The organism is Thalassospira sp. CH_XMU1420-2, assembly GCF_037029325.1.
In the GTDB taxonomy this organism is placed as follows: Bacteria; Pseudomonadota; Alphaproteobacteria; order Rhodospirillales; family Thalassospiraceae; genus Thalassospira; species Thalassospira povalilytica.
In genome coordinates this window covers 125,452-144,805 of the sequence record NZ_JAYMEG010000003.1, presented here as the reverse complement: position 1 = coordinate 144,805, position 19,354 = coordinate 125,452, and the positions used below count along the sequence as shown (strand labels likewise).

Annotated in this window: 15 protein-coding genes; 9 read left to right on the top strand and 6 right to left on the bottom strand. The window is 54.2% G+C overall.

The window, feature by feature from the left end; translation table 11 throughout:
* Positions 1-344: 344 nt before the first annotated feature.
* Together dgcA and dgcN are read right to left on the bottom strand one after the other, a co-directional pair.
* Positions 345-1,325 (bottom strand): N-acetyl-D-Glu racemase DgcA, encoded by a 981-nt coding sequence (gene dgcA, locus WA429_RS10270; protein WP_101245946.1) that lies wholly within the window; start codon positions 1,323-1,325, stop codon positions 345-347.
* A 1-nt stretch (position 1,326) separates the two neighbouring features.
* Entirely contained in the window at positions 1,327-2,331 is a 1,005-nt protein-coding gene (gene dgcN / locus WA429_RS10265) for an N-acetyltransferase DgcN (protein WP_068518089.1), read from the bottom strand.
* 270 nt (positions 2,332-2,601) lie between these two features.
* Here dgcN and WA429_RS10260 point away from each other — a divergent pair, with 270 nt between their 5' ends.
* The 5 genes from WA429_RS10260 to WA429_RS10240 all read left to right on the top strand — a co-directional run bounded on the left by WA429_RS10260 (position 2,602) and on the right by WA429_RS10240 (position 8,655).
* A complete protein-coding gene (locus WA429_RS10260) occupies positions 2,602-3,951 on the top strand; it encodes a glutamine synthetase family protein (protein ID WP_287465953.1) in 1,350 nt (449 codons plus the stop codon).
* A 225-nt stretch (positions 3,952-4,176) separates the two neighbouring features.
* Positions 4,177-5,277: a polyamine ABC transporter substrate-binding protein gene (locus WA429_RS10255; protein WP_068518090.1), complete on the top strand. Its 1,101-nt coding sequence runs from the start codon at positions 4,177-4,179 to the stop codon at positions 5,275-5,277.
* A gap of 449 nt (positions 5,278-5,726) precedes the next feature.
* Positions 5,727-6,893 (top strand): ABC transporter ATP-binding protein, encoded by a 1,167-nt coding sequence (locus WA429_RS10250; RefSeq protein WP_287465952.1) that lies wholly within the window; start codon positions 5,727-5,729, stop codon positions 6,891-6,893.
* Positions 6,890-7,819 carry an ABC transporter permease subunit gene (locus WA429_RS10245; protein WP_068518092.1) on the top strand — a complete coding sequence of 310 codons (930 nt, stop codon included), beginning with the start codon at positions 6,890-6,892 and terminating at the stop codon, positions 7,817-7,819. Before WA429_RS10250 ends, WA429_RS10245 begins: the two co-directional genes overlap by 4 nt.
* A complete protein-coding gene (locus WA429_RS10240) occupies positions 7,816-8,655 on the top strand; it encodes an ABC transporter permease subunit (RefSeq protein ID WP_101245943.1) in 840 nt (279 codons plus the stop codon). The genes WA429_RS10245 and WA429_RS10240 overlap by 4 nt, the downstream gene beginning before the upstream one ends.
* 116 nt (positions 8,656-8,771) lie before the next feature.
* Here WA429_RS10240 and WA429_RS10235 read toward each other — a convergent pair whose 3' ends face one another.
* Positions 8,772-9,482: a TetR family transcriptional regulator gene (locus tag WA429_RS10235; protein ID WP_068518094.1), complete on the bottom strand. Its 711-nt coding sequence runs from the start codon at positions 9,480-9,482 to the stop codon at positions 8,772-8,774.
* A gap of 390 nt (positions 9,483-9,872) precedes the next feature.
* Between WA429_RS10235 and WA429_RS10230 the strand changes: the two genes are divergently transcribed.
* Positions 9,873-11,114, top strand: coding sequence for a YjgN family protein (locus tag WA429_RS10230; RefSeq protein ID WP_287465951.1), 1,242 nt, complete (start codon positions 9,873-9,875; stop codon positions 11,112-11,114).
* A gap of 172 nt (positions 11,115-11,286) precedes the next feature.
* Entirely contained in the window at positions 11,287-12,210 is a 924-nt protein-coding gene (locus WA429_RS10225; RefSeq protein ID WP_287465950.1) for a M48 family metallopeptidase, read from the top strand.
* Between the two features lie 9 nt (positions 12,211-12,219).
* Here the strand turns inward: WA429_RS10225 and WA429_RS10220 are convergent, their stop codons facing one another.
* Positions 12,220-12,678, bottom strand: coding sequence for an Lrp/AsnC family transcriptional regulator (locus WA429_RS10220; protein ID WP_068518095.1), 459 nt, complete (start codon positions 12,676-12,678; stop codon positions 12,220-12,222).
* Between the two features lie 204 nt (positions 12,679-12,882).
* Here WA429_RS10220 and ald point away from each other — a divergent pair, with 204 nt between their 5' ends.
* Positions 12,883-13,998 carry an alanine dehydrogenase gene (gene ald / locus WA429_RS10215; protein ID WP_287465949.1) on the top strand — a complete coding sequence of 372 codons (1,116 nt, stop codon included), beginning with the start codon at positions 12,883-12,885 and terminating at the stop codon, positions 13,996-13,998.
* Positions 13,999-14,088: 90 nt separating this feature from the next.
* Here the strand turns inward: ald and ilvD are convergent, their stop codons facing one another.
* Positions 14,089-15,942 carry a dihydroxy-acid dehydratase gene (gene ilvD, locus WA429_RS10210; protein ID WP_068518097.1) on the bottom strand — a complete coding sequence of 618 codons (1,854 nt, stop codon included), beginning with the start codon at positions 15,940-15,942 and terminating at the stop codon, positions 14,089-14,091.
* Positions 15,943-16,473: 531 nt separating this feature from the next.
* Here ilvD and WA429_RS10205 point away from each other — a divergent pair.
* The gene (locus WA429_RS10205; protein WP_287465948.1) at positions 16,474-18,543 is read left to right on the top strand and encodes a tetratricopeptide repeat protein; all 2,070 of its coding nucleotides are present in this window, start codon (positions 16,474-16,476) and stop codon (positions 18,541-18,543) included.
* Between the two features lie 37 nt (positions 18,544-18,580).
* On the opposite strand, the gene WA429_RS10200 is transcribed toward WA429_RS10205, so the two are convergent.
* Positions 18,581-19,222, bottom strand: coding sequence for a D-glycero-alpha-D-manno-heptose-1,7-bisphosphate 7-phosphatase (locus tag WA429_RS10200; protein ID WP_287465947.1), 642 nt, complete (start codon positions 19,220-19,222; stop codon positions 18,581-18,583).
* Positions 19,223-19,354: the final 132 nt, after the last annotated feature.

Sequence of the window (19,354 nt, the reverse complement as noted above, 5' to 3'; positions counted from 1 at the left end):
TCAGGGACCTACCTGTCCCCGAATGTGACCATCATGGTTCCCTTATTTAACCAAAGATACAACTATCCATTGGAGGTGGTCGTATCCAAACGACATAGCGATCTTTGCAACACCGTCGAGAACCGTGGCGCAACATATTGATAAAAAAGATAATTATTCAAGTTTCAATTTTGGAATCACTTTAAAAAAACTGAAACTTTTTTCAAAATGGCGGCAAAGGCAATTCGACCTGCGGTCATATTACGCAAAAGAAAAAGGCCGCACCCGAATGCCGGGGCGGCCTTTTGAAACATATCAGTCAGATGACAGGATGCGCACAGATCACCGACCCGCGCGTATCGGCATCAGCCCCAAAGGGCACGATCGGGAAGCCCCATCACCCCGTTTTTGAAGGTCAGGGCGTGGTCGCGATCCTTAGCCATCCAGATCGGACCATCAAGATCAACAATGCGCGACATTGCGCCGATGATCATGGCCGGTGCCATTGCAAGCGATGTCCCGACCATGCAGCCGGTCATAATTTGCATGCCTGCCTTGGAGGCTGCTTCGGCAAGTTCGAGCGCGCCGGTAAGGCCGCCGGTCTTGTCGAGCTTGATATTGATCATGTCATAGAGATTGGCCAGACGCGGAATGTCTGCCACCGTATGAACCGACTCATCGGCACATAGCAGAACCGGGCAATCGATATCGATCAGACCATCATCCTGACCGGCAGGAAGCGGCTGTTCGATCATTTCGACTCCCAACCCGTCAAGTTCGGCGCCGATATCTTCGAGCAGATCAAGTGACCAGGCTTCGTTGGCATCGACAATGATGCGGGCCGTCGGGGCACCTTCGCGAACCGCACGCACGGATTCGAGAACATTTTCCCCGTTCAGCTTGACCTTCAACAACGGCGCATGGGCGATTTTGCGTGCTGCTTCGCGCATGTTGTCGGGGGTATCGATGCTGAGCGTTTCGGCCGTTACCAGACCTTCCGGTGCCTTGTGCCCGATCATTTCCCAGACACGACGGCCGAACCGCTTGGCTTCGAGATCCCAATAGGCGCAATCAACTGCATTGCGTGCCGCGCCGGCCTTCATGGCATCCTGAAGCTCCTTGCGGGTCATGCCGCGCGACAGGGCATCGGCCTGGGCATTGATATCAGCAATGACACCATCGACCGTTTCCCCGTAACGGGCATAGGGAACGCATTCCCCATAGCCCGTATGGGTGCCGTCCGTCAGGGTCACCTTGACCACATGTGCCTCGGTCCGGGCCCCCCGCGAGATTTTGAAAACCTGTGCAAGGGGGAAGACTTCGGAAATCACAGTGAGTTGAGGCAACTTAAATCTCCTGAAGCTTGTCGACGATCGACGCAACGCCGGTGCGGACCGGGTCAACAGCCGGAAGACCGAATTCGGCTTCGATATCGGCCAGAAGCTTGGTCGCGGCGGCATCGTCAAGCGCCTTGGTGTTGATGGCAAAACCGACAACCACACAGTTCGGGTTGGTCAGTTTGGCATGCATCAGATTGACATCCATGCAGGTCTTGAGATCCGGAAGCTTGTAGCCCGGAAGACCACGCATATGCGCACGGGTCGGTTCATGACAGACAACCAGCGCATCGGGCTGGGAGCCGTGGATCAGGCCCATGGTCACACCCGAGAACGAAGCGTGGAACAGGCTGCCCTGCCCTTCGATAACGTCCCAGTGATCGGCATCATTGGCCGGCGCAATGGTTTCAACCGCACCGGAGATGAAGTCGGAAATCACCGCGTCAACCGAAATGCCTTCGCCAGCGATAAAGATGCCGGTCTGGCCAGTTGCGCGGAAGTCGGACTTCATGCCGCGTTTTTTCATTTCGGCATCAATGGCAAGAGTGGTGTACATTTTACCAACCGAGCAGTCGGTACCGACTGCCAGCACGCGCTTGCCGGAACGTTTTTCGCCGTTGCCGACCGGAACCTTGCCATCGAAGTGGCGAACGTCAAACAGCTTTACACCCTTGGCGGCAGCTGCTTCGACCAGCTCGGGAATCGTCGAAAGACGGGTATGAAGACCGTTTGCGATATCCATGCCGGCATCAATTGCGGCAAGCAGGGTTTCCATCCATGCCGGGCCGATAATGCCGCCACGGTTGGCAACACCAAGAACCAGGGTTTTGACGCCAGCGGCCTTTGCTTCGGCGATCGTCATTTCCTGCAGACCGAGATCAGCCTGACAGCCCGGCAGGCTGAGCTGACCGACGCACCATTCCGGGCGCCACTGCTTGATGCCGATTGCGGTTTTTGCAGCCAGTTCGTCCGGCGCGTCACCAAGAAACATAAGATAGGGATGTTCGATTTTCATAATACCTCCTTGACCAGCGTCCAAGCGCTGCCCTTATAATCTGGAGCAGTTATACCGCAATATGGTGGGGTCGTTCCAGAGATATGAATTGATATCTTCGACGATCACACCGATATTTCGACTATAATTCGAAAAACCAAAACAATAACAAAATAAAATACAAAACTCTTCGAAGACCAACATTCTTTCTTGTGAAATTTGTCGGGAATGGCCCGAAAAACGCAAGAAAATGCAATTTTGAAGGACTGGCGTGAAAGCGCCCGACTACATATGAGCACCGATCTCAAGAAGTGGCTATCTGAGCGAAAAATCGAAGAAGTCGAATGCATTGTACCGGACATGTCAGGGGTGGCCCGGGGCAAGGTTCTGCCGACGCAGAAGTTTCTGCGCGGTCTGGAAGCCAAAAGCCTTGCCATCCCGGAGGCGATTTTCTGCCTGACTGTAACCGGCGGCTATCCGGAAGAAACCGATGCATTCCTTGACCCGGCGGAAAAAGACGTCGTCATGGTTCCCGATCCGGAAACCATCCGCGTCGTGCCGTGGTACGAGGAGCCGACTGCCCAGATCATCTGCGATTGCTATCACTTCTCTGGCGAGGAAGTTTCGACCTCGCCGCGCGGGGTTCTCAAACGTGTTCTCAAGGCATTTGAAGAACGCGGCATGAAACCCGTCATTGCCCCGGAACTTGAATTTTATCTGGTGGCGAAAAACACCGATCCGGACAACCCGCTTGAACCGCCGATTGGCCGTTCCGGCCGCCCGGAACGTGCATCGAACGCGTTTGGCATTGATGCGATCAACGAGTTCGACCCGCTGATCGAAGATCTTTATGACTATTGCGAAGCCATGGATATCGATGCCGATACCATGAGCCACGAATCCGGTCCCGCCCAGCTTGAAATGAACTTCAACCATGGTGAGCCGCTTGAACTGGCCGACCAGTCGTTCCTGTTCAAGCGCACGCTGCGCGAAACCGCACTCAAGCATGGAGTCTATGGTACCTTCATGGCCAAACCGATGGGCAACCATCCGGGCAGTGCGATGCATATTCATCAGAGTCTTGTCGATATCAATACCGGCAAGAACCTGTTTGCCGATGATGACGGCGAAAACTCCAGGATGTTCCTGAACTATATTGGCGGCTTGCAGCGTTATCTGCCTGCGGCCATGCCGCTTCTGGCACCGAATCTGAACAGTTATCGCCGTTTGCAGCCCTGGTCGGATGCCCCGATCAACATGCACTGGTCGCTTGATAACCGAACGGTCGGTCTGCGTCAGCCCAATGGCCCGGCAGCCGCACGCCGGATCGAAAACCGCATTCCGGGTGCCGATGCCAACCCGTATCTTGCAGTGGCAGCGTCCCTTGCCTGTGGTCTTCTGGGTATTCTTGAAGAAGTCGAACCGACGTCACCGATCGAAGGGTCGGGCTATGACCGGGCGCATTCCCTGCCCCGTCATATCCACGAGGCACTGGCGAAATTCCAGCGTTGCAAGCCGCTGAAAGAACTTCTGGGCGAGGAATTCTCGGCTGCGGTTCTGGCGGTGAAGGAAGCGGAATGGGATGCCTATCAGACCGTGATCAGCGCCTGGGAACGCGAGCACCTGTTGCTCAACGTTTAAAATCAAAGATCGAATTTTGCGCCGGGATCCTGAACCCGGCGCAAGATTATTGCATCTCGAATGCCCAAATTTTCACTTGATTCGAAAAATGCACAATTTTCCATCTTGTGTTTGACAATATCCTGATGCATTCGAAGGATATTGGACGTGTCCTCTTGTCCTGGGGGAATGAAACAACAGGACGCCCAAACTTTTCAAACGCTGCCACATGGGAGGCTCAGCGAAATGAAATCTCTTCTTAAATCTTCAAGCCTTGTTGTGCTTGCATCCGTTGGCCTTGCCGGCGCGGCGCAGGCCGAAGATGTTCTGAACATCTATAACTGGTCGGATTATATCGGCGAAGAAACCATTGCCAATTTCGAAAAAGAAACCGGCATCAAGGTTAACTACGACGTGTATGACAGCAACCAGGTTGTCGAAGCAAAGCTGCTGGCAGGCAATTCCGGGTATGACATTGTTGTCCCGACCCTTGCCGATGCCGAACGCCTGATCAAGGCCGGTATCTTCCAGGAAATCGACAAATCGAAATTGTCCAATTATGGCAATCTTGATCCGGTCATCCTGAAACAGCAGGCCAAATACGACCCAGACAACAAATTTGCCGTTCCGTATTTCTGGGGTACGAACGGCTATGGCTATAACGTCGAGAAGGTCAAGGAAGTCCTTGGCGACGACGCACCGGTCGATAGCTGGTCGCTGATTTTCGATCCGAAATATGCCGAGCCGCTGTCGAAATGCGGTCTGAGCCTTCTCGATGATCCGGGCGAGGTTGTGCCGCTGGTCAACTTCTATCTCGGCAATATGGAAGACGGCGCACCGTCCGCAGAATCGATTGAAACCGCGATTGCCGAGCTGGAAAAAATCCGTCCTTACGTGACCTATTTCCACAGTTCGCAATACATCAACGATCTTGCAAACGGGAACACCTGTGTTTCTGTTGGCTGGTCGGGTGACGTTGGCATGGCTGCCCTTCGCGCCGAAGAAGCCGGCAACGGCAACGAGATCAAGTATGTCATTCCCAAGGAAGGCACCCTGATCTGGTTTGATGCCATGATGATTCCGGCCGATGCGCCGAATGCGGAACTGGCACACAAATTCATCGATTATGTGCTGCGTGCCGACGTTGAAGCCGACATTGCCAACTATGTTGCCTATGCCACCCCGAACCTGGCGGCAATGGAACTGGTTGACGAGGAACTCCTGAACGATCCGGGCATCTACCCGCCGCAGGAAGTCAAAGAACGTCTGCGTTCGAAAGTCGAACCGGGTTCGCGCGAACTGCGTACCCGTACCCGTCTTTGGACCAAGCTTAAAACCGGTCAGTAAGACTGTCGTTGCGATCATCCCCTGATGATCGGACAACAAAACAGTTCGAACCATCAAAGGGCGCGATTTTCATCGCGCCCTTTTCTTATCGGCGACGCCCCGTACCAGATGTCCCGTGCCGTCTACCTCCCGCACCCCGGCATCGCTGTGACTCGCAAAGCTGTGAAGACAGTCACACAATCCCCGCCCGTCCGCGCGCTGTCCTCTGCGGTCGAAGAATGCACATTTTCTGAACACCCAAAGGCCATTTTCTGCCGTTTTGGGCGGCAAATCATATTTGTTGTTCAAAATATCGCACACCCCTCTTTACAGATTGTAGAATTGCTTCATCCTGTTATCAGAGCGAACCGACACCCGGCGCCGACGCAATAATCAAAAACTTGCGCAGCAGATCATCAGGGACTGTCGTCTGGTCAAATCGGTTCATCATGACACTGAAAAAGGGGAGAATGCTGGTGCCTGAGGCGGTTTTCGATCGCGCGCATGAGGACGTGCATAAGACGCAACCTTGGAACAATCCAGATGCGGTTCCCTATATCCGCTTCGAGAATGTGACCAAAAAATTCGGCGACTTTTACGCTGTCGATGACGTTTCCCTTGATATTTATCGCCACGAGCTTTTCGCCCTTCTGGGCGGTTCGGGCTGCGGGAAAACGACACTTCTGCGTATGCTTGCCGGATTTGAAGAACCCACATCGGGCAAGATTTTCATTGATGGTGTCGATATGGCCGGCGTCCCGGCCTATGAACGCCCGACAAATATGATGTTCCAGTCCTATGCGCTGTTTCCGCATATGAGTGTTGAACAGAATGTGGCGTTCGGCCTTGTTCAGGACGGCGTTTCGCGCGCCGAGATCAAGGAGCAGGTTGCTGATATGCTTGCCCTTGTGCAAATGACCAAATTTGCCAAACGCAAACCCCATCAGCTTTCCGGTGGTCAGCGCCAGCGTGTTGCCCTTGCACGGTCACTGGTCAAGCGCCCGAAGGTGCTTTTGCTTGATGAACCGCTGGGCGCGCTTGATAAGAAGCTGCGCGAACAGACCCAGTTCGAACTGGTCAATATTCAGGAAAAAGTCGGCACGACCTTTGTCATGGTGACCCATGACCAGGAAGAGGCCATGACCATGGCATCACGTATCGCGGTGATGAATGAAGGCGTGATCAATCAGATCGGCACCCCGTTCGAGCTGTATGAATATCCCAACAGCCGCTATACCGCGAACTTCCTGGGCCAGGTCAATCTGATCGAAGGCGTTCTGGTTGATGATGATGAAAAATACGCGGTCATCAAATCGGACGAGGCCAATTGCGATATCTATATCGATCACGCTGTTCAGGGCCATGAAGGCATGACTTTCTGGGTGGCACTGCGCCCGGAACGCCTGCGTCTGACCAAGGATGCGCCGGAAGACACCAAATATAACTGCCTGTCGGGCAAGGTCGAAGAGATCGGTTATCTTGGTGGTATTTCGACCTATCACGTGCGCCTTGAAACCGGCAAACGCATCAAGGTCACCGAGCCCAATTCCACCCGCCAGATCGAACCGCGCTATACGTGGGAAGACAGCGTGTGGGTATCGTGGGAGGCCGGGGCTGCGTCGGTTCTGAACAAATGAGCAGTGACAAGCTAACCATCAAGCAAAAATTTGACCGCTGGATGATCAAGCATGGCCGGGTATTGGTGATCGGGATCCCTTATTTCTGGCTTTTCCTGTTCTTCCTTGTGCCGTTTCTGATCGTTCTGAAGATCAGTTTTTCAATGGCGGAATATGCACAGCCGCCCTATAGCGCCCTGTTTGCATGGATTGATGAAGGCGTCACGATCACGCTTAATTTCGGGAACTATCTGTTCCTGTTATCTGACAGCCTGTATGCCACGGCCTATCTTAATTCGATCCGGATTGCCGCCATTTCCACGATCATTACCCTTTTGATCGGTTATCCGATGGCCTACGGGATTGCACGCGCCCGCGGATCGATGCGCAGCGTTCTTTTGATGCTGGTGATCCTGCCGTTCTGGACCAGCTTTCTGATCCGTGTTTATGCCTGGATTGGCATTCTCGACCGCGAAGGTCTGATCAATGCATTCCTGATGTGGACGGGGATCATTACCGAACCGCTGATCATGCGTCAGACCGAGTTCGCGGTTTATGTCGGCATTGTTTATACCTATCTGCCATTCATGATCCTGCCGCTTTATTCGACGCTTGAGAAAATGGATATCAGCCTGATCGAAGCGGCGATGGATCTTGGCTGCAAACCGTGGCAGGCCTTTGTGAAGGTGACCTTGCCGCTGTCCCTGCCCGGTATTCTGGCAGGGTCGCTTCTGGTGTTTATTCCAGCTGTTGGCGAATTCGTTATTCCGGAACTTCTGGGCGGTCCGAATACGCTTATGATCGGGCGAACGCTTTGGAATGAATTCTTTGCCAACCGTGACTGGCCGATTGCATCGGCGGTGGCGATTGCGATGCTGATCTTCCTTGTGGTGCCAATCATGTGGTTCCAGCATATCCAGACCAAGCAGGAGGAACGCGAACAATGAGTGGTAAACGTTCAACCTTCCTGATTTCGGCTTTGGTTTTCGGCTTTGCGTTTTTGTATGTGCCGATCCTGCTGGTCATTGTCTATTCGTTTAACGAAGGCAAGCTGGTTACTGTCTGGGCCGGGTTTTCGACCAAATGGTATGTGTCGCTGTTTAACAATGACGGCATGATCGATGCCGCCTGGAACAGCCTGCGGATCGGAGTGATGTCTGCAACGCTTGCGCTGGCACTTGGCACACCGGCCGGGCTTGTCATGTCGCGCTTTGGCCGGTTCAAGGGCCGAACCCTGTTTTCAGGCATGATTGCCGCCCCGCTTGTCATGCCCGAAGTCATTACCGGTCTGTCGCTTTTGCTGTTGTTTGTGACCCTTGAACAGTTGATTGGCTGGCCGGCCGGACGCGGGCTTTCGACCATCACGATTGCGCATACGACATTCTGCGCGGCCTATGTCGCGGTGGTCGTGCAATCGCGCCTGTCAGGCATGGACATTTCGGTTGAGGAAGCGGCGATGGATCTTGGCGCCAAACCGGGCAAGATCTTTTTCGTGATTACCCTTCCGATGATCCTTCCGGCATTGATGGCCGGGTGGCTTCTGTCCTTTACGCTGTCGCTTGATGATCTTGTGATTGCAAGCTTTGTCGCAGGGCCGGGTTCGACCACCCTTCCGATGAAGGTATTTTCATCGGTGCGTCTGGGTGTATCGCCGGAAATCAACGCGCTTGCGACGCTGATTATCCTGGCGGTATCGATCCTGATTGTGATTGCCAGCATCCTGATCCTGCGATCAGAACGCCTGCGCAACCGGGCCGCCAATGGCGGTGCCGAGGCCACCTGATCATCAGGTCCTGCAAAGCTACAAACAAAAACAGCGCCGGAAGAAATTCCGGCGCTGTTTTGCATTGTGATCCGATTTATCTGATCTGTCCGATCTGTACCGCACTGTGCGCGGTGCTAGCACTCGCCAGATGCGGCACGGCGCATCATTTCACGGCATTTCATGCCAGGTGCCGCCACCTGCCAGTAAGACACGACAGCCTCTTCGGCAGCTTCTTCGAAATCAATGATCAGATTGGTCAGCGCATTCTGTTCCATCAGCTTTTTGACGCGATCAGGCAGCTGCGACATCTGCCAAAGGCCAATCACCAGCGCATAGGATGACCGCATCAGCTTGCTGGCATCGTCCGGCGTGATTTCGTAAAGCTCGGCCAGGGCATCGGCCGTACGTTTGACCATTGACGCCAGAAAACGGCGGTGGCCGACGACCATTTCATCGTCCGATCCCGATTCCAGCACACCTTGTGACAAGGACGCCAGATACAGGAACTTTTCGTTTTTCACGAGATACTGCACAAATTCGCGCGCCACACGGGTTGAATCCCGTTCCTCTGGCCGTCGCAGTGCTTCCTGATCAATGACGTCAAGATTGTTCTCAAACCAGCCTTTCTGAAAATGGCGCAGCACTTCAAGGAAGAGTGCTTCTTTGCTTGAGAAATAAAGATAGAGGGTCCCTTTTGCCAGATTGGCCTTGCGGGCGACCTCGGCAGCCGATGGCAACGTCCCATCGCCTTCCAGATACAGCTCGCGTGCAGCATCCAGAATATCTGCACGGCGTTTCAGTTTCTGTTCGTGGCTACGCGCACGAACAAGATTCTCTTGTTCCATGTTGGTTAACTTCCCCCAGCGTTTTTCCCCGCGCATATTATTGCATTGTAATTCACCTAAAAGTCAAACCGTGGAACCAGAATAAATTGACAATTTTGATGACGCCTTGAAATAGCAGGGATTTTGCTTGTGCAAAGCTTCTTCCACTAGATGAATTGCAGTCATATAAATCAACCGACCTTGGCAATTCTGAACATTTTCCGCGAATCTGTACAGTTTTTGGGCGAGTCGTATTGTACAATTTCCGATCTCACCTAACCTTTTGAGTGAGTGATCATGAGCTCACTACACGCTAAAGCTTAGTGCGGGGGAGATCAGCAACCTGAGACACAAGCAGGTGCCTTTTTCACTTCACCACGTTTGCAAAAGCAAACAGGGCACGAGGGGCTCATGACGAATCGAGACAATGACCAAAGTGATGTTCCGGAAACAGAAGATCACAACGAAGTTGTGTTTTCTGAACCACCCTTGGATCAAACACATCACAAACTTGAATATACCGGCACATGGAACAAGATCATGGCTCTTGCCATGTGGAATGCCCTTTGGACCATTTTGACGCTGGGCATTTTTCGGTTCTGGGCCAAGACCCGGGTACGTCGTTATGTCTGGTCGCATACCAGAATTGACGGTGATGGGCTTGAATATACCGGACGCGGGCTTGAACTGTTTCTGGGCTTTGTGATTGTCGCACTCTGTGCGGGCCCGTTCATTGCCCTTTTCGTTTATGCGCGCATGCAGGTTCCGGTTGGAAATGCCGGGATCAATTTCGCGATTGATCTTGCAACCTGGATACCTTTGATCTTCCTGATGCATATAGCCATGTACCGCGCACAGAGATACCGGCTGTCGCGCACATCGTGGCGGGGTATTCGCGGCCATCTTGGCGGATCATCGCTAAAGTATGCAGGGAATGCGCTTGTTTCCCTTTTCTTTACCGGCCTTACCCTCGGTATCTGCAAACCATACTATGACATCGAACTAATGAAGTATGAGCGCAACCATACGATGCTTGGCGATGCCAAGATGGCCTTTGGCGGCATGTTCACGCCCGCATTCAAGAAGTGGCTTGTTATCTGGTTTATTTTACTTCTGACCTATCTGGTCACGTTTGGGTTATTTGTGGCACTGGTGAAGGTGTTATTGCCACTTGCCATTGTGATCGGGCTTGTCGGCGCTGGTTTCGGAGCCTATCAATTCGCGCGGTATCAGGCCTGGTTCTTCCGCTATACGACCGGTGAAACATCACTGGGTAACCTTGCCTTTTCGTCGGAGCTTACCCCGAAGAAGCTGTTTAAGATCTATGCGGTCTTGCTGATATCCTTGGTGGTCCTGTTTGCACTGATCGTCATGATCTTTTCTATGGTTATCGGTGCTTCTATCGCTGCAAGTGGCAATGCTGGCCCCAACATGCCGTTTGTCTTTGCGATGACGTTCCTGTTTCTGGTCCTGCTTGGCCCGGTTCAGCAAATCGTCCTGTTGCCGATGTTTGTGCAACCGCTTATTGCCGCGAAGGTTTCATCCATTACAATGACTGGTGAAATTGATCGCTTCACGGTTCAGCAGGTCGCACGTAGCGAACCAAAGACCGGTGAAGGACTTGCCGAGGCATTTGATCTTGGCGGAATCTGACGACCCCATGCAAGGACAGGCACGTTTCTTCGACGGTCTGTCAATAACGTCGCATCATGTGGCGGTCACAATTGCTGACCGTCACCTGATCGTTGAACTTGATGATGATCGCCGACGATCATACCAAATCGACAATCTGGTCCTTTGTGAAAAGCCGACCGGAATGCAACCCGTGCGCCTTCGCCCGCACACGGATGATGGTGTGCGGATCGTTATTGATAAAGGTCCGTTCACTGACACGCTGATCAGGCAGTTCCCGAAATTAACGGTTGCCGAGGGGTCATCAAAATTTCGGGCTCTTCTGATTGGAGGCATTTCTGCACTGGTTGCCTGTATCGGACTATTGGTGTGGTTTGGGGTGCCAATTACGGCAGAACTGCTTTCGAACGTTTATCCGCGCGACAGTGAAATCCGCCTTGGCGAGATCGCCCGCGATCAAATCATCTCAGCCTTCGCACTTGAAAACGAAGAGAACGACGAAGAAGTTGTTTGCGTGCCAAACGCCGATGCAATGCGCGGTCTTGATCAGATCATGCATCAGCTGATCAAGTCCGGCGATCTTGACTATACCTACGAGATAACAGTGATACGCAGCGATATGGCCAATGCAATCGCATTGCCCGGAGGCCAGATTGTCCTTTTTTCCAACCTGCTGCAGATGGCGACATCACCCGAAGGACTGGCAGGCGTCCTTGCCCACGAGATCGGCCATACCGAGATGCATCATGGGCTTAGGAAAATGTTCTACGGGATCGGGCTCGGCCAGCTGATCTGGCTGTTTGGTGGCGGGCTGGACGCGCCGATTGATTTGCTGTTTCAGCACAGTTATTCGCGCCAGATGGAACATGACGCCGATCTATATGCGCTTGATCTTTTGGGGAAGGCCAAGGTCACCAGCCACGATCTGGCAGCGCTTCTGGAAAAGATGTCCCGTCAACGCACCAGAAATGGCTTGCAAAACACCATTCCGGAGTTTTTAAGCAGCCACCCCGATACCGACGGGCGATCTGCCCTGTTCAAAGAAGCCCGGTTGACGGGCAAGGTCGACATTCCCTATGCCGACTGGCTTGCCATCGAGAATATCTGCCGTTTCTAGCCTATTCGATCACACCGGCAATTCGGTTGTGCGTTTGACTTCGCGAAGGGTAATGACCGTCTGGACACGTTCGACACCGGGAAGCTGGGTCAGGACTTCGCTGTGGATGCGTTCATAATCAGCGGTGTCGCTATAAACGACATGCACCAGATAATCGCTTTGCCCGGCCAGAAGATAGCATTCGACGACCTCGGGCACCTTCTGGACTTCCTTTTCAAAGGTTTCCAGGGCTTCGCGGGTCTGGCGGGTGATGGCGATATTGACGAACGCATTGCCCGGTTTGCCAATACGGGCCGGATTGAGAAGCATGGTGTAATGGTCGATGAAACCGGCTTCTTCAAGCAGGCGCACGCGCCGCAGGCAGGCCGATGCGGACAGGTTTACCTTTTCGGCCAGATCCGCATTGCTGATACGTCCGTCTTTTTGCAACAGACGCAGGATCATGCGATCACGTTCATCCATCTGCATTTGAATAATCCTCCGAGATTTCGGTCATTCTTTTAAATTATCTAGCAATGATACCACCAACACCCCCTAGAAATGAAGATTAATTGCCCTATTTTTAGGGTATCATTCACAAACAATAACAAAATGGGCGCAAAACGCCCGGGCGTCCCCGGTCGATCCCGTGAGACACCCCGATTGCCACCTATTTCGTCGGGAGAAAACGAAATGCTGATTGGTGTTCCAAAGGAAATCAAAAACCACGAATACCGTGTCGGACTGACGCCAAGTTCAGTCCGCGAACTGACCGCCCATGGCCATGCGGTCAAGATCGAAACCATGGCCGGCGCCGGTATTGGTTGCAGCGATGAGGATTATGTCGCCGCCGGTGCGGAAATTGTCGGTACCGCCGCCGAGATTTTTGCCACCGCCGAAATGGTCATCAAGGTCAAAGAACCGCAAAAAGTCGAATATGAGCAGTTGCGCGAAGGCCAGTTGCTGTTCACCTATTTGCATCTGGCGCCTGATCCGGATCAGACCGCAGGCCTGATCAAGTCGGGTGTCACGGCGATTGCCTACGAAACCGTGACCGATCGAAATGGCGGGTTGCCACTTTTGGCACCGATGTCGGAAGTCGCAGGACGCATGGCCCCGCAGGTGGGTGCGGCCGCCCTGCAAAAGGCCAATGGCGGACGGGGCATGCTGCTCGGCGGTGTGCCCGGCGTTGCCCCGGCCAAGGTTGTGGTAATTGGCGGCGGTGTTGTTGGTACCAATGCCGCGCGCATTGCCGCGGGCATGGGGGCGGATGTCACCATTCTTGATAAAAACGTCAAACGCCTGACCTATATCGATGATGTATTTGGTCCGCGCATCAAAACCCAATATGCCACCATCGACGACACAGAGGCGCTTGTCTTTGATGCCGATATGGTGGTCGGTGCGGTTCTTATTCCCGGTGCGGCAGCCCCGAAACTGATCCGCCGCGAACAGCTTGCAAAAATGAAGCCGGGTTCGGTGATTGTCGATGTCGCCATCGATCAGGGCGGATGTTTTGAAACATCCAAAGCCACCACCCATGCCGATCCGACCTATATCGTTGATGACGTGGTGCATTACTGCGTTGCCAACATGCCCGGTGCAGTTGCGCGCACATCAACCTTTGCGCTGAACAACGCCACCCTGCCCTTTGCCCTGGCACTGGCCAACAAGGGATGGAAACAGGCCTGCAAGGATGATCCGCATCTGGCCGCGGGCCTTAATGTTCATAACGGCAAGATTACCTATCAGGCGGTCGCCGACGCGCTGGGATATGACAGTTTGTCGCTGGAAAAGGCGCTGACCTGATCAACAGCGCCCAAAGCACTCAAAGCACCAAAACAAAAAAAGGGCACCGAAAGGTGCCCTTTTTCATGTCTTTGGCGTATGCCGGATCGATCAGAATTCGACCTGGGTCACGTCACGCACGGCCCCCTGATCGGCACTGGTTGCCATGGCGGCATAGGCGCGAAGGGCGGTTGTGACTTTGCGTTTGCGCGGTTTGGCCGGGCGCCATGCTTCTGGCCCCTTGGCTTCCATTGCCTGACGGCGGGCGGCAAGGGTTGCGTCATCGACAGCAATCTTGATCGTGCGGTTCGGAATGTCGATTTCGATCATATCCCCCGGCTCGACCAGCGCGATATCCCCACCAGCCGCAGCTTCGGGGGAGACGTGACCAATTGAAAGACCGGAGGTCCCGCCCGAGAAACGACCATCGGTAATCAGCGCACAGGCCTTGCCCAGCCCCATCGATTTCAGGTAGCTGGTCGGATAGAGCATTTCCTGCATGCCCGGACCGCCTTTGGGGCCTTCGTAACGGATGACGACAACATCGCCTTCCTTGACCTCGCCACCGAGAACCTTGGCGACGGCTTCGTCCTGACTTTCGCAAATCACGGCCGGGCCGGTGAATTTCAGGATGCTTTCATCCACGCCACCGGTCTTGACGATGCAGCCATTGACCGCAAGGTTGCCAAACAGAACTGCAAGACCGCCATCCTGACTATAGGCATGGGCAACGTCACGAACGCAGCCTTCCTTTTCATCGAGATCAAGGTCATCCCAGTAGCGTTCCTGACTGAACGCGGTCTGGGTCGGGATGCCGCCGGGCATGGCGCGATAGAATTTATGGACCGCCTCGTTTGTGGTGCGTTTGATGTCCCACTTTGCAAGGGCATCGGCCATGGTTTTGGTATGGACGGTTGAAACATCGGTATGCAGCAACCCGGCACGATCAAGTTCACCCAGAATGCGCATGATGCCACCCGCACGATGGACGTCTTCCATGTGGAATTTCGGATGGTTCGGCGCGACCTTGGACAGATAGGGGATCTTGCGCGACAGGCGATCCATATCGGCCATGGTGAAATTGACTTCGGCTTCCTTGGCGATCGCCAGAAGGTGGAGAACCGTGTTGGTCGACCCGCCCATTGCGATGTCAAGCGCCATGGCGTTTTCAAACGCCTCGAACGTGGCGATACCGCGCGGGGTCGCAGTGACGTCTTCTTCTTCGTAATAACGACGTGCCAGCTTGACCGAGGTACGGGCCGCTTCGAGGAAAAGCTCCTTACGGGCGGCATGGGTTGCCAGAACCGAGCCGTTACCCGGCAATGCAAGGCCGAGGGCCTCGGCCAGGCAGTTCATCGAGTTGGCCGTGAACATGCCCGAGCATGACCCGCAGGTCGGGCAGGCAGAACGTTCAACGGTCTTGACCTGTTCATCGGAAATTTTCGGGTCGGCGGCCTGAACCATCGCATCAACCAGATCAAGGTGATGCTCTTCGCCATTCAGGACGACCTTGCCGGCCTCCATCGGGCCACCGGAAACAAAGACCGCCGGAATATTCAGGCGCATTGCAGCCATCAGCATCCCGGGCGTGATCTTGTCACAGTTGGATATGCACACCATCGCATCGGCGCAATGGGCATTGACCATATATTCAACGGAATCGGCAATGATTTCGCGCGACGGCAAGCTGTAAAGCATGCCGTCATGGCCCATCGCGATGCCATCATCGACCGCAATGGTGTTGAATTCCTTGGCGACACCGCCAGCAGCCTCGATCTCGCGGGCGACCATCTGGCCAAGATCCTTGAGATGGACGTGACCGGGCACGAACTGGGTGAAGCTGTTGACGACCGCGATGATCGGCTTGTCGAAGTCTTCATCTTTCATACCAGTGGCGCGCCAAAGGCCGCGCGCACCGGCCATGTTGCGGCCATGGGTTGTTGTACGGGACCGATATTCCGGCATGGAAGGAACCTCTCTTTTTCGCGGGGTACGTTTCTTTAATATACTCGCGTTCTAGCACAGTATTCGCGCTTTTTGACAGTTTTTTGCCTGAAAATTTCACCAGACCCGAACATTTGGTACGATTGATACATCGGACAGTGCAATGACCCGCCGAAACGTCCGATCGGGAATGCCCCGCCCCGGCGCGAAGCGCCTTGACCGTCCATCAGGGCCAATTTTGTGACCCAGTTCACAATTTACATTACATCATTATGAAGTACCTATCCCAAATACCAAGAATACTATCCCCTTGGATAGGCGATCTTTACCTGAACAATCCATATCTTAGTGGATGATTATCGCCGCCAGGCGATTCTCCCACTCCCATTCTCACCCCGGACCTGTAGCGGTTCGGGGTTCTTTTTTTGCCTTTTGGGCAAACGACTGATGGCGTGTCAGAACTGTCTACTTTAAAGGTGTCCCGTAACCCTTTAATGTCGGGGGTCAGTCATCCATTCGGAATGAGAAGATCAGGCGGAGAAGCGCACCCAGATGTCGGACCAACTCAAGACATTGTTGCGACGCGGACTTAGCGCGCATGAGGGGAACCGGCCAGACGAGGCCGAGAAGATCTATCGCCAGGTTCTTGATATCGCGCCCAACAATGCAGAGGCAGAGCATCTTCTGGCGACCCTTCTGACCGGACAGGGCCGCCATGGCGAAGCGATTGACCTGTTTGAAAGCTGCTTGTCGAGCTTTGGCGCCAATCCGGCCGCCCGGTGCAATTATGCCATCGCGCTTGAAAGTTCGGGACAGATCGAAAAGGCCATCGATCAGTTCAAGCAGGCCATCAGCTATCACGGGGATTTCCCCACCGCCCTTTATCATCTGGCGCGTCTTGAGATACCGCGCGGCCATCTTGGTCAGGCGGTCGACCTTCTGGGGCGGTTGCTGGGCCTGAAACCCGACCATTATGAAGGGTTGCTTCTGTTCGGGGATGCATTGCATGCACTCGGCCAGGAAGAAGCCGCCCTGACGTCCCTTGAACATGCCGCCCAGGCCGCCGGAATTTCACCGGACCTGATTTGCCGGGTTGGCGGGGCCTATTTGCGGCTGGGCTATCCGAAACCGGCACAGGAACTTTATCAGCGTGCCCTGAGCATCAATGCCAAATTCGTTCCCGGTTTGCGCGGACTTGGACAGGCACTTGCCCATCAGGGCCAATATGCCAAGGCAATCGCCCTTTTGAAAACGGCGCGCCAGCTTGCCACCCAAACATCGGATATTGATCTGGTTCTGGCCGATATTACCCTGAAATGCGGTGACCTAACTGAGACCATCGCCCTTCTTGAAGGGATCCTGGCAAAGGACCCGGACGATGCGACCGCGGATGCGCTTTTGGTCCGAACAAAGGCCAAACTTGGATCAACAGACGGCACAGACCACGCCAAGGCGGCCAAGAACTGGGCAAAGCATCATATGCCGATTGCGGCCAAGCCCAGCTTTGCCAATATCAGACAAGCCGACAAGCGGTTGCGCATCGGGTGGCTGTCGCCGTTCTTTTGCGATCACGCGACCCACGGGCTTTTGCGGCCGCTGGCACGTCATCTGAACCGCCACGAGATCGAACTGTTCCTGTATTGCGCAACGCCGCGCCCCGATGATGTCACCCGGTCCTGGCAGGTCATGGCAGATGGCTGGCGCGAGGTTTTCGGGCAGGACCCGATGCAAATTGCCGACCGCATCCGCAAGGACAAGGTCGATATCCTGATTGATGTTTGCGGCATTCACCCGACCCAACCGATCGAGGTTTTCGCGCTTTATGCCGCCCCGGTTCAAGCCAGCCTGTCGCCGATCACAACAGGTATCGCCCAGATCGATTATCTGATCGGGCATAAGGAAATGTTCAGTGGCAAGCTTGCCGCCAACAAGCTGTTTTCCGAACGTCCGCAGAAGCTTGAACTTGGGCCGTATCTTCGTGATGAATATGATGACGCGCTTCCTGTCAGTCCGCTTCCTGCCGCGGTGGGCGATGATATTATCCGGTTTGGCTGCATCGACCGGGTTGCCAATATCAGTGATGAAACACTCAATTGCTTTGCGCGTATCCTGAACAAGGTCAAAAACAGCCGCATTGTCATCCAGGACGACGTTCTTGAAGACAGTTATGCCGCCAAGACGTTTCTTGACCGTACCCGTCAGGCCGGGATCAAGCGCGACCGGCTTGATCTTGCCGGGGCTGTCGCCAAAGAAGACCGCCCTGCCCTGTTTGCTCAGATTGATATCGGACTGGCGCCGTTCCCGGCGATTTCGATCGAGAATTATTTTGACATGTTGTGGTTCGGGGTGCCGTTTGTATCGCTTGCAAGCGACTTGCCGGGATCCCGCATGGGACTGGCATTGCTGGGTGATATCGGGCTTGAAGCATTATGTGCCCAGACCGAAAAGGGCTATGTCGATAAATGCATCATGCTGAGTTCCGACCTTAAGGCGCTGGCCAGCATCCGGGAAAACATGCGCGAGCGCATCCGCAACAGCAAGGCATTCCACGGCCCGGCAGTCGCCCGCGAGTTCGAGGAAGCCTGTCGCGAGATGTGGCAAAACTGGTGTCTGGCCAAATAGCAGGCCCGGATCGGCAATCGCACAATGCGAACGCGGCCTAACGGACGATCATCGAGCGCAGAATTTCATCAACAGCAGCCGCCAGATCATCGGCGATGAAGTCGGCTTCTGATGATTCCGGTTGTCTGGTTTCCTTGGCCCCGTGCCCGGTTCGCACCATGATGGCACGTGCCCCCGCGGCATGACCGGCGCGGATATCATTGATGCGATCACCTACCAGCACGCTGTCAGGCAGTGAAATCGCAAATTCATCGGCCGCGGCCAGCAACATGCCCGGTTCGGGTTTGCGACAGGTCGTTTCGCGACGATAATCGCCTTCGCCCTTTTCGTGATAGGGCGAATAGAAAATCCCCTGAAGGGATGCATGTTGTTCGGCAAGCATCGCAACCATCGCCTTGTTAATATCAAAAAGCTGGTCTTCGGTAATATAACCGCGCGCAACACCGGACTGGTTGGTCACAACGATCACCGGAATGCCGGCATCGTTCAGTTTGCGAATGGCGTCAGCGACACCATCAATCAGGCGCAAATCTTCGATGCGTGACAGGTAATGAACTTCTTCATTGATCACGCCGTCCCGATCCAGAAAAACCGCCGGCAACAGATTGCGGCGATCGCGAAACCGCGGGGCCGGATCAATCAGGTGACGTTTGACAGGATCATCGGAAGGGTTTTGCATCAGGAACCTTTTACGCAATCAATCTGGGGCAACAATACCGCAAGCAACAATACTGCAAGCTTGGGGCCTGAGCCCATTTTAAACAGTCAATCAAGTTCAGCCCCAAGCCAATATGGCAAGATCGCCGGGAAA

Bases quoted from the DNA above. Each gene is read 5' to 3' on its own strand.
- dgcN (WP_068518089.1), bottom strand. From the start codon at position 2,331: ATGAAAATCGAACATCCCTATCTTATGTTTCTTGGTGACGCGCCGGAC.
- WA429_RS10260 (WP_287465953.1), top strand. From the start codon at position 2,602: ATGAGCACCGATCTCAAGAAGTGGCTATCTGAGCGAAAAATCGAAGAA.
- WA429_RS10255 (WP_068518090.1), top strand. From the start codon at position 4,177: ATGAAATCTCTTCTTAAATCTTCAAGCCTTGTTGTGCTTGCATCCGTT.
- WA429_RS10250 (WP_287465952.1), top strand. From the start codon at position 5,727: ATGCTGGTGCCTGAGGCGGTTTTCGATCGCGCGCATGAGGACGTGCAT.
- WA429_RS10245 (WP_068518092.1), top strand. From the start codon at position 6,890: ATGAGCAGTGACAAGCTAACCATCAAGCAAAAATTTGACCGCTGGATG.
- WA429_RS10240 (WP_101245943.1), top strand. From the start codon at position 7,816: ATGAGTGGTAAACGTTCAACCTTCCTGATTTCGGCTTTGGTTTTCGGC.
- WA429_RS10235 (WP_068518094.1), bottom strand. From the start codon at position 9,482: ATGGAACAAGAGAATCTTGTTCGTGCGCGTAGCCACGAACAGAAACTG.
- WA429_RS10230 (WP_287465951.1), top strand. From the start codon at position 9,873: ATGACGAATCGAGACAATGACCAAAGTGATGTTCCGGAAACAGAAGAT.
- WA429_RS10220 (WP_068518095.1), bottom strand. From the start codon at position 12,678: ATGCAGATGGATGAACGTGATCGCATGATCCTGCGTCTGTTGCAAAAA.
- ald (WP_287465949.1), top strand. From the start codon at position 12,883: ATGCTGATTGGTGTTCCAAAGGAAATCAAAAACCACGAATACCGTGTC.
- ilvD (WP_068518097.1), bottom strand. From the start codon at position 15,942: ATGCCGGAATATCGGTCCCGTACAACAACCCATGGCCGCAACATGGCC.
- WA429_RS10205 (WP_287465948.1), top strand. From the start codon at position 16,474: ATGTCGGACCAACTCAAGACATTGTTGCGACGCGGACTTAGCGCGCAT.
- WA429_RS10200 (WP_287465947.1), bottom strand. From the start codon at position 19,222: ATGCAAAACCCTTCCGATGATCCTGTCAAACGTCACCTGATTGATCCG.